Source organism: Pseudoalteromonas carrageenovora IAM 12662, assembly GCF_900239935.1.
Lineage (GTDB): Bacteria > Pseudomonadota > Gammaproteobacteria > Enterobacterales > Alteromonadaceae > Pseudoalteromonas > Pseudoalteromonas carrageenovora.
Window position 1 is genome coordinate 3,028,672 of the sequence record NZ_LT965928.1, and the last position, 12,996, is coordinate 3,041,667.

Here is a 12,996-nt window from a genome sequence, read left to right on the forward strand (position 1 = left end):
ATTGCTAACTTTTAAATTCAAAATAAAAAGACAAAAAAAGGCCATTACGGCCTTTTAATAAACGTAAACGCCTTATTAAGACGCTTTGTTTGCCTCAAGCGCTGCTTTTAAAGCGGCTGCTGGCTGGTAACCTGGGATCATTGTACCATCTTCTAATACAATCGCTGGCGTACCGCTAATACCAAAGCTTTGGCCTAGTTGGTAATGCTCTGCAACCGGTGCACTACAGCCTGCAACTACTTTAGTGTCTACGCCCGACTTAGCTTCTGTAAGCGCTTCTTGCTGATCGCGTGCACACCAAACATTCATTAAATCAGCATAGCCAGAACCTTGTAAGCCACCACGCGGAAACGCTAAGTAACGCACTGTAATGCCAGCGTCTAGTAAGTCGTCTAATTCGCGGTGTAATTTACGACAGTAACCACAGCTAATATCAGTAAATACGGTAATTTGATGTTGCTCATTTGGCGCTTTATAAACAATCATAGAATCTTCGTATTCTTTAACGCCTTCAACACGTACGCCATTTAGCGCTTGCTCTGTTAAGTTACTACGGTTGTTTAAATCGATTAGCGTACCTTGCATTAAAAACTGGCCGTCTGGGCTTGCGTAAAGTACACCTTTATTAGTAATTAGCTCTTTTAAACCGGCAACTGGGCTTGGGTTAATTTGCTTAACCGTTACACCTAAAGTGGCAAATTTAGTAACAATAGGATCATCAGCACTTGGAGTTACAGCAACGCCATTTGCAAATGCACTAATACTTGTGCACAACATGGCACCTGCTAACATTAATTTTTTCATAACTTCTCTCTATCCTAAAAACACTTATAAACTGACCGGCTTAGTAATAAAAAATTTCAAATTAAGCGCGTGGATGATGCTGCGCGTGTACCGATTTTAACCGTTCATTAGCAACATGGGTATAAATTTGTGTGGTTGATAAGTCGCTGTGTCCTAGCATCATTTGCACCACACGTAAGTCAGCCCCATGGTTTAGTAAATGCGTAGCAAAAGCATGGCGCATCGTATGGGGAGATAATGGAGACTCAACTGATGCCAAAATAGCATAGTGTTTAATTCTATGCCAAAAAGTTTGTCGGGTCATGCCTACTCCACGCTTTGAAGGAAACACAAAGTCGGTCGCGTGTTTGATCATTTGTGCGCGCCCACCTTTTAAAAACTGTTCAAGCCAATACATGGCCTCTTCGCCCAGTGGCACTAAGCGCTCTTTGTTACCCTTACCTTTTACAAACACTACCGACTGGCGCAAATTTATTTGCTCCATACGCAGCCCCACGAGCTCGGTTACACGTAAGCCCGTAGCATAAAGTAGCTCAAGCATCGCTTTATCGCGCAGTCCCATTGGGTCTTCAATATTAGGTGCATTTAATAATGCTTCAACCTCCGCCTCTGAAAGTGTTTTAGGTAACGACTGCCCTGCTTTTGGCTGGGCAATATTAACCATAGGAGAGTCAGCTATTACTTTTTCGCGAACAAAGTACTGATAAAAACGTTTTAACGCACTTATGCTGCGCGCTGTGCTTCGCGGCTTTAAACCTAAATCAACCCGATGCGCTAGGTAACTTTCAACATCTAGGCTGGTTACTGTCATTAAATTTTCGCCTTTTAAAAACTGGCAAAACTTGTCTAAATCGCTGCGGTACGCGCTTAGGGTGTTTTCGCTAACACCTTGTTCTAAATACAAGCTATCTAAAAAGGTTTCTAAAAAGTCGCTATTGCTACTTAGCTCGGTATTTTGTTCAGGTAAATCGTCTGGTAGCGTTGTCACGTTGTGATCTCTTGTTGGTAATACCACGGTAGAAGGTATCAATTAAAAATACCTTACGGTAAACTGCGCCCTATCATAACAGGCAATTACACAGTGATAAATACGATGCAGATTGGTTTATTTTTTGGCTCTACTACGTGCTATACAGAAATGGCAGCAGAAAAAATTCGCGACATTATTGGCGCCGATGTAGTGACCTTACACAACATTAAAGACGAACCACTAAAAAATGCAGAGCAGTACGACTTTATCATCTTTGGTATTTCAACATGGGATTTTGGCGAAATACAAGAAGACTGGGAGTCTAAGTGGGACGACATAAAAGACGTAAACCTAAATGGTAAAACCATTGCTTTATTTGGCATGGGCGACCAGCAAGGTTACGGACAGTGGTTTCAAGACGCCCTTGGTATGCTTCACAATGAAATAAATACCCAGTCGTTTACGCAACTTGGCTTTTGGCCAAACGACGAAAACTACGAGTTTGAAGCTTCAAAAGCACTTACCCCTGATGGTAAATACTTTGTAGGACTCGCGCTTGATGAAGACAGCCAATACGAGCTAAGCGATGAACGCATTGCCAGCTGGGTTGAGCAAGTAATGACCGAGTACAGCGAAACGCTATAACGAGTTTAGCCTAAACCATGTTTAGGCCAACACTTTATAAATAACTTAGTTTTTTAACGCGCTTTTTTTCATCTATTTTTACCTGCCTACGCAACAGCCAATTAGGCGCAAAAGTATTAATAATACATGCTAATACAATTAGCGCAGAGCCTATTACTTGCGACAAGCTTAATGTTGTATCGTAAAATATAAGCTGAAATAGCAACGCAAATAACAAGTTAGAATAAATAAGCGGCGCTAATTGAGAGTTAGAGCTTGCTAAGCGATACGCTTTACCTCTAAAAAACTGCGTTGCAGCGGTCGAAAACCCAATTAACGCAATCATAAGTAATAATCCATAATCACTCATATCTATTGCAAAGCCCTTGTAAAAGCTTGCCTCGGCGCTGGTAAACATTAATACCGGCACCATAAATAAAGAGGCTAAGGTAAAGCTCCAGCCGTTTATTACCATCATAGGGAGATTAATTTTACTTGCTCTAAATAAGGTAATTTGCGAACAGGCATTAAAAATCCCCGCACCTAAACCAATTAATAAGCTCCAGCGCCACTGCATGCCATCGCTATGAATATTTTGAATAATAACGCCTGTAAACATAAGCGCCATTGTAGGCAGCAATAACCAATTTAGTTTTGTTTTAAAAAGTACTCGCTCTATTAGCGGAATAAATAACGGCCCAGTACTAAATAAAATAACGGCCTCCACCAGCGTTAAGGTGTTTAACGCCACTAAAAAGCAGTTTTGGCACAGCACAATAAAAATTGCGCGGGTTGCAAAGGTTTGCCATGCCGACTTATTAGGCAGTTGCCATTTAATACCCGCCGCCAGTGCCAACATAATAATGGCGGGTAAAAGCACCCGTAAAAAAACCACTTCACTGGTACTAAAGTAGTCTGTTAGTAGCTTGGCAATAAAGCTGTTTAACGCCAGAGTAAACGTAGAAAGCAGCATAAATACACTGGCACGGGAATTTAACGCCACTGCGGTTATCCTTTAAATAAAATTAATAAAAACTGATTTAAAAGCTTAATTTTTTTAATCTATTTATTATTTTTTAAAAAATTGGCATGTGCTTTTATAGCGCTAATTTTACGTGTACTTTATAAATATAAAAGCGAATAATACTAAACTAACCTGTAAGTAAAACTTAATAGTAATATGTGATGACTATGATTAAATCGGCGCCTTTAAAATCACTCTATACGTTTATAGCCGTTGCCGAAACTGGCAGTATGGTACTAGCGGCAGAGCAACTAAGCATTAGCCACTCTGCGGTTAGTCAATCAATAAAAGCCCTAGAGTCGCAGCTTAATAATGCGCTATTTAATCGTATTGGTCGGCGTGTTGAGCTAAATACTGTAGGTGAGCGCTATTACAAACGTATTGCCCCAGCCATGGCCGAAATTATAACAGCTAGCCAAGAGGCCAGTAACGCTAATAATGAACATACGCACTTAACGCTTAATATGGTTAACTCGTTGGCGCTACATTGGTGGTTCCCCCGCGTGGCGGACTTTCAGCTTATGGCTCCAAATAGTGATATTCGTATTTCTAACTTGGTGGGTGAATTTGATTTAGAACGTGAAGGGATTGATGCCGCTATTATTCATGGCCAGCCCGATAAATGGCAAAAATACCACTGTGAAAAACTAGCCGACGATCAGTTAATTTTAGTGTGTAACCCACAGCTTTTAGCTGGGTTAAATGAGGATGAGTTAACCCCTCAAAATTTACTTGAGCGTTTTAAAGCAATATACGTTACTAACCCGCGTAGGCAAAACGATTGGCAAACGTGGTGCGAGGCTAATAACTTAGCGCAGCCTAAACAGCATAATAATTTAACATTTAATATTTCGGTGCAGGCAACGCAAGCAGCTATGCGCCAGCTAGGTATTTTAGTAACTCACAAACAATTTGTACGTGACGATATTAAGCACGGTATGCTCACTCAAATAGGCAAAAGTATAGTAAACCCACATCAACAGTTTTATTTTGCAACAAGCCACGCCATGCTTAATCACCCACAAGTAAGTGCATTAAGAGAGTGGCTAAAACGTGAGTTTTTAAAAACCGCCAGCGAATAACGTTACTCTACACGCTCCCAATATTGGTTACGGTAAAAAAAGCCAATATAGCCACGAACTTCTAACGTTTTACCGTCGTTTTGTGGCGTTAGTTGCACTGTGTAGGTTTTGCCATTAGTTGGGTCGAGTATTTCGCCATCTCCCCATACGCCATCATCTTCTGGTTTTACATCAGTAATAATGGTCATACCCAAAATAGGCTGATCTTTTAATGCGCCATCGCACTCTTTACAAATGCCATCTTGCTTAGCAGGGTCTAAAATAGAGTCAACCTTGCCGCTTAGTATATTGTTGTTTTGAGTAATACGTACGTACGATTTAGCTTCGTTTGTATCTTCATCAATGGTTTTCCAGAGCCCTACAGGGCTCATGTTTGCAAGCGCACTTTGGCTTACAAATAAAGCCGCTGCGAGTGTACTTAGCAAAGATAGTTTATTTAATTTTTTCATTATGTTGCCTTAATTTAAAATGGCGAATAAAGCGATAATACCAGCTGATTTATAAACACACTATTAAAGCATCGTACCTAAAAGCAAAAAACCTAACCTAATAATTATTAGCTTAGGTTTTAGGCTATGTAGCGTAAAAATTAAAGTAACGTATTACCTCACTTTAAAAACAACATCCCCTATTTTTAGATTTGAATATTCAGACTCAACTAAAGATAATTCATTACTATCAATCATGTTTTTAAGGTATCTAATTTCTTCAGGATTTTCGACATCCATATACTTCGAGCGCCACTTACCCATATCAAATAACCAAAAATATGCGGCTATATTTTCATTATTTTCGTCAACCACTATAAAATCTAGCACTTTATCTTTATTTAAATCCATACCAATAAAATAATAAGTATGTTCTTTTAAAGAGTTACGCTCGTAAAAATGTTGTTCAGAAAATACTACTTCTATTAAATCTTGAGGTATTAGCGTTTGTGATGGCCAAAATACACTACGCTCAATAAAATCATCTACGGTGTGTTCTAATGTTAAAGCATATTCATTATTAACATACATTCTATCAATAATAGCGTATTGCTCTGGATGACTAGTTTCTATTTTCTGTTTTAATAACTGCATAGCTAAATAACCTTGGCGACCTAAGCTGTACTCAAAATAGTAATAGTCAAATTTTTCTATTGTTACTTTACCTGCATCTAAACGCGCTATTTGGCTATTTGTAGATAAGCTTTGAAAGTTTAATAAAGGAGAGTTAACAGCAAGCATACTCACTAATACCACCCAGCCCATTACAATATTTATTTTACTAAGCGGCTCTAGCCAATTATCTCGTTTTGTTATAATTCCAACAAGGTAGCTAAACGAAAAACACGCCAATAAAAACCAAATTAAAATACCCCAACAACGATCTACTGTTAGCCCATGCTGCTCTACCCGTAAGTAAATTCCATAGGCCGAAATAACACTATAAACGGGAAGTAACGCAACGCTTATAAAAACGAGTCGATGCAAGAGCAAGTGATAAGGGCGAACTGATGAGTCATCTTTATAAACAGTATTAACAAAAAACAACGTGAGTACCTGCAGCCACATTACTAATAAACTGCCACTTCCGGTTTCCCATAATTTATTGAGTCCGGTAAAAGGAAGTGTTGCTAAAAAACCGAGAGAAATAACTGATAAAACAGGAAGTAAAAACTTAATTAAAGTTTGCAGTAAAAAAGCGATATTATCTTCAATGTTCAAAAGCTTTCTAAATATGATACTCGCAAAGGCAAATGCAAGCGTTAAGGTTGGGATCCAAAACCATTCATCTCTTAGTAGCTCAGAGAAAAACTTTATATCTAAAATATCAAATAAAGCCGCACCTAAATTTAGTATTCCCCAAAAAATAAGTACGAACAGCCAACATTCTCCAAAAATTATAAAATTACGCCAAGAGAGCTTAAACAATCGACTATAGCTAACATTTTCTGAGCTACTAAATTGTTGTATGTACATAAGGCCTTTAAAGCCAGCTATTAAACTAGTAAAAATAAAAACTGACATTAAAGTGTTATTACTTACGTACTCTTGAGGTTCTTGCTGAAAGCCTGCATACGCACCCAATAAAGATAACAACAAAGAAAAAGGAAGGATTAAAAGTAACGACGTTTTTATATTATTTTTATTAACGGTCATTAGCATTAATAAAGGAAAGCTCATAGAGAATGTAATAAGTGAGACTAACCATGTAGGGCTTGTTGCTGGCCACACATTATTTTCTAAACTGCTATACAAAAGGGTAAGAGCAATAGCCTGTAATATGGCAAGTGTAATTATAAAGGGTTTAGGTAGCTGACTATCCATATCTGTTCTCAGCGATAAGTTTTAGTCAGTTTGCGTTATTTGTTCCTATTTTACAATTACTTTACATTTTCAAATAAAATGCTTTGCACAACGCTACATAATTAGCTGTGTAGCTATTATCTAAGTTTCTAATGCACAGGATTGAGGATTCGATATCGCTTTTTAGATAGCTAAATGTCATTAAACTGCGACTGATATCTTTATTGGGAGTGGCTTTTACTCGGCAATGTGCATTTAAATACAACCCATTTTGAGTAGCAAGCTTAATAAATAACGCTCCTTCAATGCTGGGAAGTATTAAGCTAAAGCGAGAGCCACTATGGCTGAAACGTTTAAACGTATTTATTAACTCGTCAAAGCTTAATCCATCAGTGTGGCGGGCAGTGTTACGGGCATCGTTTTCACCTTTTAAGCTGTGATTAAAGTAAGGTGGATTAGAAATTACAACATCAAATGGCTTCGTGTATTCAAACGCTTGTATTGTTGTATGCACTACGTTGATATTAGGCCATGGGCTATTAGCACTGTTTTGAAGCGCTTGATTGTAAGCAGCTTCATCAACCTCTACAGCGGTTATTGCAAGATCATTACTTCGCTGCTGGCACATTAACGCTAGCAACCCCGTGCCGGTGCCTATATCGAGTAGTGACTTTGCATCACTTAAATTAGCCCACGCGCCAAGTAAAATGCCATCGGTTGAGACCTTCATTGCACACCTGTCGTGCTCAACCTTAAATTCTTTAAACGTAAACCCTGACATTTTTTCACCTTTTCGTTCACCAACTGGCGTATAGCGCGTATAATTGCAGGTAATTGTCCCTTATTTTAGACACTCTATGCAATTTTCTGAATTTGATCTTGATACCAAGTTACTCGACGCCATTGATAAAATGGGTTACGAAACGCCAACTAGCATTCAACAACAAGCTATTCCTGAGGCACTACAGGGGCGCGATATTTTAGCATCAGCACCTACTGGCACAGGTAAAACAGCGGCATTTTTAATTCCTGCCATTCAATACTTATTGGATTTTCCACGTCGTGAACCTGGTTTTGCCCGCGTATTAATAATGACCCCAACACGTGAGCTGGCGTATCAAATTCATGAACAGTGTGAACTACTTGCTAAACGCACGCACCTAAAAATTGGCGTGGTAACGGGCGGCATTAACTACGGTACTCACAAAGAGATTTTTGAAAAAAATAATGATGTATTAATTGCCACTCCAGGGCGATTAATGGAATACCTAGAAACTGAGAATTTTCATGCTGAACATGTAGAAATGCTTATTATTGATGAAGCAGATCGCATGTTAGACATGGGTTTCAAAAAAGAAATGAGCCGTATTTGTGACGAAGCTAAAAACCGTCGTCAGTGCTTTTTATTCTCGGCAACGCTTGAAGGCGACAGCGTAGAAAGATTTGCAGAAACAACGCTAAACGACCCTGCTCTACTTGAAGCTGAATCGTCACGCAAAGAAAAAGCAAAAATTCACCAGTGGGTTCACCTTGCTGATGATTACCACCATAAACTAGAACTTTTAGTAAACACCCTAAACGGCCCAGACGTAACTAAAGCTATTGTGTTTGTTAAAACGCGTGAGCGCCTTGAAACGCTCATTGGTGAGCTTACTAATAATGGCGTAAAAGCGGCGTGGTTACGCGGTGAAATGCCACAAGATAAGCGCATGAAAGCCATGGAAAACTTTCACAGTGGCCGTACTAAAATACTTATCGCTACTGATGTTGCAGCGCGTGGTATAGACGTATCAGACATCAGCCATGTAATTAACTTTGACCTACCGCGCACCGCAGATGTATACGTACACCGAATTGGTCGTACAGGCCGTGCTGGTAAAAAAGGTGTAGCAATATCGCTTGTTGAAGCACACGACATTGGCATTTTATATAAAGTAGAGCGCTACATTGAGCAAAAACTTAAACGCCGTGTAATTAAAGGTATTGAGCCGCAGCATAAAGAAGCTAAGCCGCCGGCTAAAAAGCGTAAAGATCCGGTAAAAATGAAAGCTAAGAAAAAAGCGAAGGTTAAAAAGAAAAAGTAACCAAACAACATTTTTATATTAAAGCCGGCATTAGCCGGCTTTTTAACAAAAGCCTTATAGGCTCTGCCCTTTGTACCTGTTACAAATGTAACCCGAGCATGTAACTCATACTCAGTAAAATGTAATTATTGCCCACCTGAATTCTCACTTAATAAAATATCCTTATATTTCAATACATTAATTTTGGCACTGAAATTGTAACTGTAAGAATAACTCAGCAAACAATTGCTGCACTATTCACCGTAATGTAAGGATAAAGTTATGAACCGCTTCAAGTTAACTATCGCTTTAGTATCATTTTGTTGTTTATTTTTATTAGCTTGCGCTACAAAGGTAAGTGCAGCAACCAACATGGCCGTAGTAAGCAGTGTAGCCACTCAACCTAACTTGCAGCAATCAATAACGAATACATTACGCACTAACCCTAATTTAGAGCTAAACGATATTCGAGTGCAGGTAAAAAATGGGGAAGTTGATTTATACGGTGAAGCACAAACAGGTTTTCAGCGTGCACTAGCTCAAAAGTTTTTAGAAAATATGGATGGGGTTAAAATCATTCGCAACAAAATTAGCGTTATTTAATACACCTCTTTCTTAACTTATTGCTCAGCGCTGCTTGTTACTCCAACACAAGCGGCGCTTTTTATTTTAATTCTTCTAATTGTTTAGCCACATCACTTATTTTAAAACTATTTTTTTGCGAATAATAACTATCTACAAACACTTCTTCAAAATTGCTCACTGTAGAGCCTTCATTTAGCTCAAAAGGAAAACCCTTAAGTTCCTTTGTTTTTGTGTTGAACTTATAAACAAAATTGTCACCACTTATACCTGCAGAAAAAACATATTGTTCGTTATTTAACCACCCTCCAGTTTGATGAAACAAACCGATATTAAAGCGATTAGTTGTTTGATGAAGTCCAATCTTGATTATATGCCTTTCATTAAATGCAGACTTGGTTATTTCAATAGTTGGTACAAACCAAAAACCTTGGGTGTCCCCTGCAAAAACGGCTAAAAAATCACCACCTGGCGACCAACTAACTAAACTACTTTCAGACTTCATATCCGGACATAAAGAGTTGTCTTCATCGCAAAATTCTAATAACTCTTTTCTTCTCACGTATGCATTTTCATCAGGTAAAGTTAGCTTGGATATAAAATTATTATCGCGATCAAAAAAAGTAATTCCTGCGTTATCATTTTCAACTGTTAATTGATAACTTAAACCATACCGTTTATTAAGCTCTTTAGTATTATCTTGCTGAGTATTATTTAATGAATTGCAGCCTATAATAAAACTTAAAATAAATAAAATGATAGAACAATGAGTTATGCTTTTTTTATTCATGTAAATGCCGAGCCACTTGTGGTAGTGATTTTAATAATCCTGATGAATCTTTTGGTACAATAATAACACCAGATAACCAGTTAAATAAATTCAAAGGTGTTTTTTCGTAAAGGCTAGCACCAATACCATCCCAATGAACTTCATAAACATATCCTTCAGAAAAAAGCCATGTATGCATACCACCATTTGAAACGCCGAATCCAAAAGGAACTTTTCTCATGGTGTTATAGTCAACTATATTAAGTGTTGTTGGGCCTACTTTTAAACCTCTTGATTTATAGATCTTCCACAAACCTTGCTCCTGAGCCGATTCTTTATCAGTTGGGCGATAATTCGTCATAGCATGATGAACAGGGACATTATAGTATTTACCATCCCTTTTAACTTGCTGCAAATATGCCAAAGGGTGTTTATTTTCGCCATCTGCGGGGTGATTAATATCAGCATTAATATAAACGGTTTCCCAACCGAGGTTACTCACTAAATATTGAGCTGTAATAATACCACTGTGTCCCTTTTTCCAAATCGTATTTTTAGCCTCACTATTGCCTACCTCTGCAAACGCAGCAGACATTACATTCAATGCATAAGTGATGCAGTCTGTAGAAGTAAAACCTTTTGAGTCGTAATATTGTTTATTCCTAATATAAAGTTGTGAACCAACTTCTTTAGGATGATGATTATAATATTTAAGTAGGTGTTTTTTTGCGCTTGAAGAAAAGGATCTCATTAAAATAATCCATTATTTTTAAAGTGTTAAATTTAAAGTACGAAAGGTTAAATAACAATCAATATTTTAAGACTACTTAATTAATGGTATATATCAGCGTGCTTTTACTTTGTAAAAACGCGCTGATAGTCAGTAACTATTTCCTAATGCTTTTACCTTGTGGGTTTAAATTATTTACTCACCTTGGCTTGCATCAGTATTATTACCACCCTTTTTATTTGCTGATTGCTGACTTATTTTATCGCTTATCATGGCATCGAGTTTTTCGCCGCCTTTTATACCAAAATCTAAAGTCCGTATTGGGAATGGAATACTAATATCAGCTTCATCAAGTGCTTGTTTAACTGCCACTACGCCCTTGTGGCGTACTGACATAAAGTCTGGCTCGCCAGGATATTTAATCCAAAACCACACCAGTAGATTAATACTACTGTCGCCAAAACCTTCTGCGTATACAGCGGTTTCGTCTTTGCGTATTACAAAGTCAAATTCGTTAATTTTATCAACTATAACCTCTTTGGCTTTTTCAATATCATCGCCATACGAAATGCCGACTGGCACTTCTATGCGCCTAACGCCTAACGTGGTGTAATTTTTTAACACGTTTCTAAATAATACCTTGTTTGGTACTAGGATTAACTGCCCGTAAAAGCTCTCTATTAGCGTGTTACGCAGGTTTATAGAATGTATTGAACCGAATACGTCATCGGTTTCAATTACATCACCCGCTTTAAATGGTTTGCGTATTCCCATAGCAATACCGGCTATTAGGTTTTCGGTCATGTCTTGAAATGCAAAACCAATAGCTAAACCCACAATACCTGCACCGGCAAGTAGTGAAGTAACAGTGCCCTTTAACCCAACAAAGTCGAGCGCTATAAATAAGCCAATACAAAGTACAATAACTTTAAATATAGAAGCCATTAAGTCAGCTATTTGTGTAGAGTCGAGAGAGCGGCGTAATACGTTTTTCATCAACTTACCGGCATAGCGCGCTAATATAGAAAACACGAGTGCGATAACAATAGCGACAATAAAATTAGGAATGTGGCTTATTACTACATCAAACCAGCCACCAAGTTTTTCTTCTATCAGTTTTTCGGCTTCGCCAACGGTTGGCATATTCATCATAGTGCTGTACCTGCTTGTTAGTCGTTAATTAATTTTAGACAATGTTTGCAAGTTTAGCGCCAGCATAAAAAAAACCATGCAATGCATGGCTCTTTTAGTAATTATTAAGCTTAAATAAAACGCGCTAGTTTTGCTCATCGCGCATAAATACCGGCTCAAGATCTTTAGTTGTTGCCTCGGGGCTAAAGTAATAACCCGCAACAGTAAACTCTTTTAATTGGCTTAACTGCGTTATTTGGTTTTCTATAATGTAACGGGCCATCATGCCGCGCGCTTTTTTAGCGTAAAAGCTAATTACTTTATACTGACCATTTTTACAGTCTTTAAAATGTGGCGTAATAATTTGTGCATTTAGCGCTTTTTTATCTACCGCTTTAAAATATTCGTTTGAAGCAAGGTTAACGAGGTATTGTGCGTCTTGCGCTTTTGTTACTTCGTTTAGCTTATTAGCAATAATACTGCCCCAAAATTCATACAAGTTTTTACCACGAGGGTTTTCAAGCTTGGCACCCATTTCTAGGCGGTAAGCTTGCATTAAATCAAGTGGTTTCAATAACCCATATAAACCAGAAAGAATGCGTAAATGGCTTTGAGCATACTCTAGGTTACTCGCGGTAAGTGTGGCGGCATTTAAACCACCGTATACATCGCCGTTAAAGGCAAGTACTGCTTGTTTAGCATTACTTTGTGTAAACGGCTGCGCCCACTCACTAAAGCGTGCTGCGTTAAGCCCAGAGAGCTTATCGCTAATTTTCATTAGGCTGCCAATTTGCGCTGGTGTTAGTTCTCGGCATACTTTCATGAGCTCTTCGCTGTGCTCTAGTAATTCAGGCTGAGTGAACTTGTCTGTTGCGGGTGGCGTGTCGTAATCAAGATTTTTTGCTGGTGAAATAACAGTGATCATA

General features: G+C 38.3%; 14 protein-coding genes. 4 read left to right on the forward strand and 10 right to left on the reverse strand.

The features are described from left to right. Window positions 1-75 precede the first annotated feature (75 nt). Window positions 76-804, reverse strand: coding sequence for a bifunctional protein-disulfide isomerase/oxidoreductase DsbC (gene dsbC, locus ALFOR1_RS13755; protein ID WP_058549513.1), 729 nt, complete (start codon window positions 802-804; stop codon window positions 76-78). A 61-nt stretch (window positions 805-865) separates the two neighbouring features. Next, window positions 866-1,792: a site-specific tyrosine recombinase XerD gene (gene xerD, locus ALFOR1_RS13760; RefSeq protein WP_058549562.1), complete on the reverse strand. Its 927-nt coding sequence runs from the start codon at window positions 1,790-1,792 to the stop codon at window positions 866-868. 105 nt (window positions 1,793-1,897) lie between these two features. On the opposite strand from xerD, the gene fldB reads away from it, so the two are divergent. Further along, complete coding sequence (gene fldB, locus ALFOR1_RS13765) at window positions 1,898-2,419, forward strand: flavodoxin FldB (RefSeq protein WP_058549512.1); 522 nt, start codon at window positions 1,898-1,900, stop codon at window positions 2,417-2,419. Window positions 2,420-2,453: 34 nt separating this feature from the next. Here the strand turns inward: fldB and ALFOR1_RS13770 are convergent, their stop codons facing one another. Further along, complete coding sequence (locus tag ALFOR1_RS13770) at window positions 2,454-3,401, reverse strand: DMT family transporter (RefSeq protein ID WP_104643290.1); 948 nt, start codon at window positions 3,399-3,401, stop codon at window positions 2,454-2,456. Window positions 3,402-3,583: 182 nt separating this feature from the next. On the opposite strand from ALFOR1_RS13770, the gene ALFOR1_RS13775 reads away from it, so the two are divergent. Continuing rightward, on the forward strand, window positions 3,584-4,504 hold the full coding sequence (locus ALFOR1_RS13775) for a LysR substrate-binding domain-containing protein (protein WP_227006894.1): 921 nt from the start codon (window positions 3,584-3,586) through the stop codon (window positions 4,502-4,504). Between the two features lie 2 nt (window positions 4,505-4,506). On the opposite strand, the gene ALFOR1_RS13780 is transcribed toward ALFOR1_RS13775, so the two are convergent. From ALFOR1_RS13780 to ALFOR1_RS13790, 3 genes are all read right to left on the reverse strand, one after another. Next, entirely contained in the window at window positions 4,507-4,953 is a 447-nt protein-coding gene (locus ALFOR1_RS13780) for a DUF2147 domain-containing protein (RefSeq protein WP_104643291.1), read from the reverse strand. A 153-nt stretch (window positions 4,954-5,106) separates the two neighbouring features. Further along, on the reverse strand, window positions 5,107-6,816 hold the full coding sequence (locus tag ALFOR1_RS13785) for a DUF4153 domain-containing protein (protein ID WP_058549510.1): 1,710 nt from the start codon (window positions 6,814-6,816) through the stop codon (window positions 5,107-5,109). Between the two features lie 61 nt (window positions 6,817-6,877). Further along, window positions 6,878-7,576, reverse strand: coding sequence for a tRNA1(Val) (adenine(37)-N6)-methyltransferase (locus ALFOR1_RS13790; RefSeq protein ID WP_104643292.1), 699 nt, complete (start codon window positions 7,574-7,576; stop codon window positions 6,878-6,880). 76 nt (window positions 7,577-7,652) lie between these two features. On the opposite strand from ALFOR1_RS13790, the gene srmB reads away from it, so the two are divergent. Further along, window positions 7,653-8,879 carry an ATP-dependent RNA helicase SrmB gene (gene srmB, locus ALFOR1_RS13795; protein WP_058549508.1) on the forward strand — a complete coding sequence of 409 codons (1,227 nt, stop codon included), beginning with the start codon at window positions 7,653-7,655 and terminating at the stop codon, window positions 8,877-8,879. 261 nt (window positions 8,880-9,140) lie between these two features. After that, on the forward strand, window positions 9,141-9,461 hold the full coding sequence (locus ALFOR1_RS13800; protein WP_058549507.1) for a BON domain-containing protein: 321 nt from the start codon (window positions 9,141-9,143) through the stop codon (window positions 9,459-9,461). 61 nt (window positions 9,462-9,522) lie between these two features. Here the strand turns inward: ALFOR1_RS13800 and ALFOR1_RS13805 are convergent, their stop codons facing one another. From ALFOR1_RS13805 to yaaA, 4 genes are all read right to left on the reverse strand, one after another. Next, window positions 9,523-10,230 carry a hypothetical protein gene (locus ALFOR1_RS13805; RefSeq protein WP_104643293.1) on the reverse strand — a complete coding sequence of 236 codons (708 nt, stop codon included), beginning with the start codon at window positions 10,228-10,230 and terminating at the stop codon, window positions 9,523-9,525. After that, a complete protein-coding gene (locus ALFOR1_RS13810; RefSeq protein WP_104643294.1) occupies window positions 10,223-10,960 on the reverse strand; it encodes a hypothetical protein in 738 nt (245 codons plus the stop codon). The genes ALFOR1_RS13805 and ALFOR1_RS13810 overlap by 8 nt, the downstream gene beginning before the upstream one ends. Before the next feature lie 174 nt (window positions 10,961-11,134). Further along, on the reverse strand, window positions 11,135-12,091 hold the full coding sequence (locus ALFOR1_RS13815) for a mechanosensitive ion channel family protein (protein WP_104643295.1): 957 nt from the start codon (window positions 12,089-12,091) through the stop codon (window positions 11,135-11,137). Between the two features lie 124 nt (window positions 12,092-12,215). After that, window positions 12,216-12,995, reverse strand: coding sequence for a peroxide stress protein YaaA (yaaA, locus tag ALFOR1_RS13820; RefSeq protein WP_104643296.1), 780 nt, complete (start codon window positions 12,993-12,995; stop codon window positions 12,216-12,218). Between the last annotated feature and the right edge of the window lies 1 nt (window position 12,996).

Bases quoted from the DNA above. Each gene is read 5' to 3' on its own strand.
- dsbC (WP_058549513.1), bottom strand. From the start codon at position 804: ATGAAAAAATTAATGTTAGCAGGTGCCATGTTGTGCACAAGTATTAGT.
- fldB (WP_058549512.1), top strand. From the start codon at position 1,898: ATGCAGATTGGTTTATTTTTTGGCTCTACTACGTGCTATACAGAAATG.
- ALFOR1_RS13775 (WP_227006894.1), top strand. From the start codon at position 3,584: ATGACTATGATTAAATCGGCGCCTTTAAAATCACTCTATACGTTTATA.
- ALFOR1_RS13780 (WP_104643291.1), bottom strand. From the start codon at position 4,953: ATGAAAAAATTAAATAAACTATCTTTGCTAAGTACACTCGCAGCGGCT.
- ALFOR1_RS13785 (WP_058549510.1), bottom strand. From the start codon at position 6,816: ATGGATAGTCAGCTACCTAAACCCTTTATAATTACACTTGCCATATTA.
- ALFOR1_RS13790 (WP_104643292.1), bottom strand. From the start codon at position 7,576: ATGTCAGGGTTTACGTTTAAAGAATTTAAGGTTGAGCACGACAGGTGT.
- srmB (WP_058549508.1), top strand. From the start codon at position 7,653: ATGCAATTTTCTGAATTTGATCTTGATACCAAGTTACTCGACGCCATT.
- ALFOR1_RS13800 (WP_058549507.1), top strand. From the start codon at position 9,141: ATGAACCGCTTCAAGTTAACTATCGCTTTAGTATCATTTTGTTGTTTA.
- ALFOR1_RS13805 (WP_104643293.1), bottom strand. From the start codon at position 10,230: ATGAATAAAAAAAGCATAACTCATTGTTCTATCATTTTATTTATTTTA.
- ALFOR1_RS13810 (WP_104643294.1), bottom strand. From the start codon at position 10,960: ATGAGATCCTTTTCTTCAAGCGCAAAAAAACACCTACTTAAATATTAT.
- ALFOR1_RS13815 (WP_104643295.1), bottom strand. From the start codon at position 12,091: ATGATGAATATGCCAACCGTTGGCGAAGCCGAAAAACTGATAGAAGAA.
- yaaA (WP_104643296.1), bottom strand. From the start codon at position 12,995: ATGATCACTGTTATTTCACCAGCAAAAAATCTTGATTACGACACGCCA.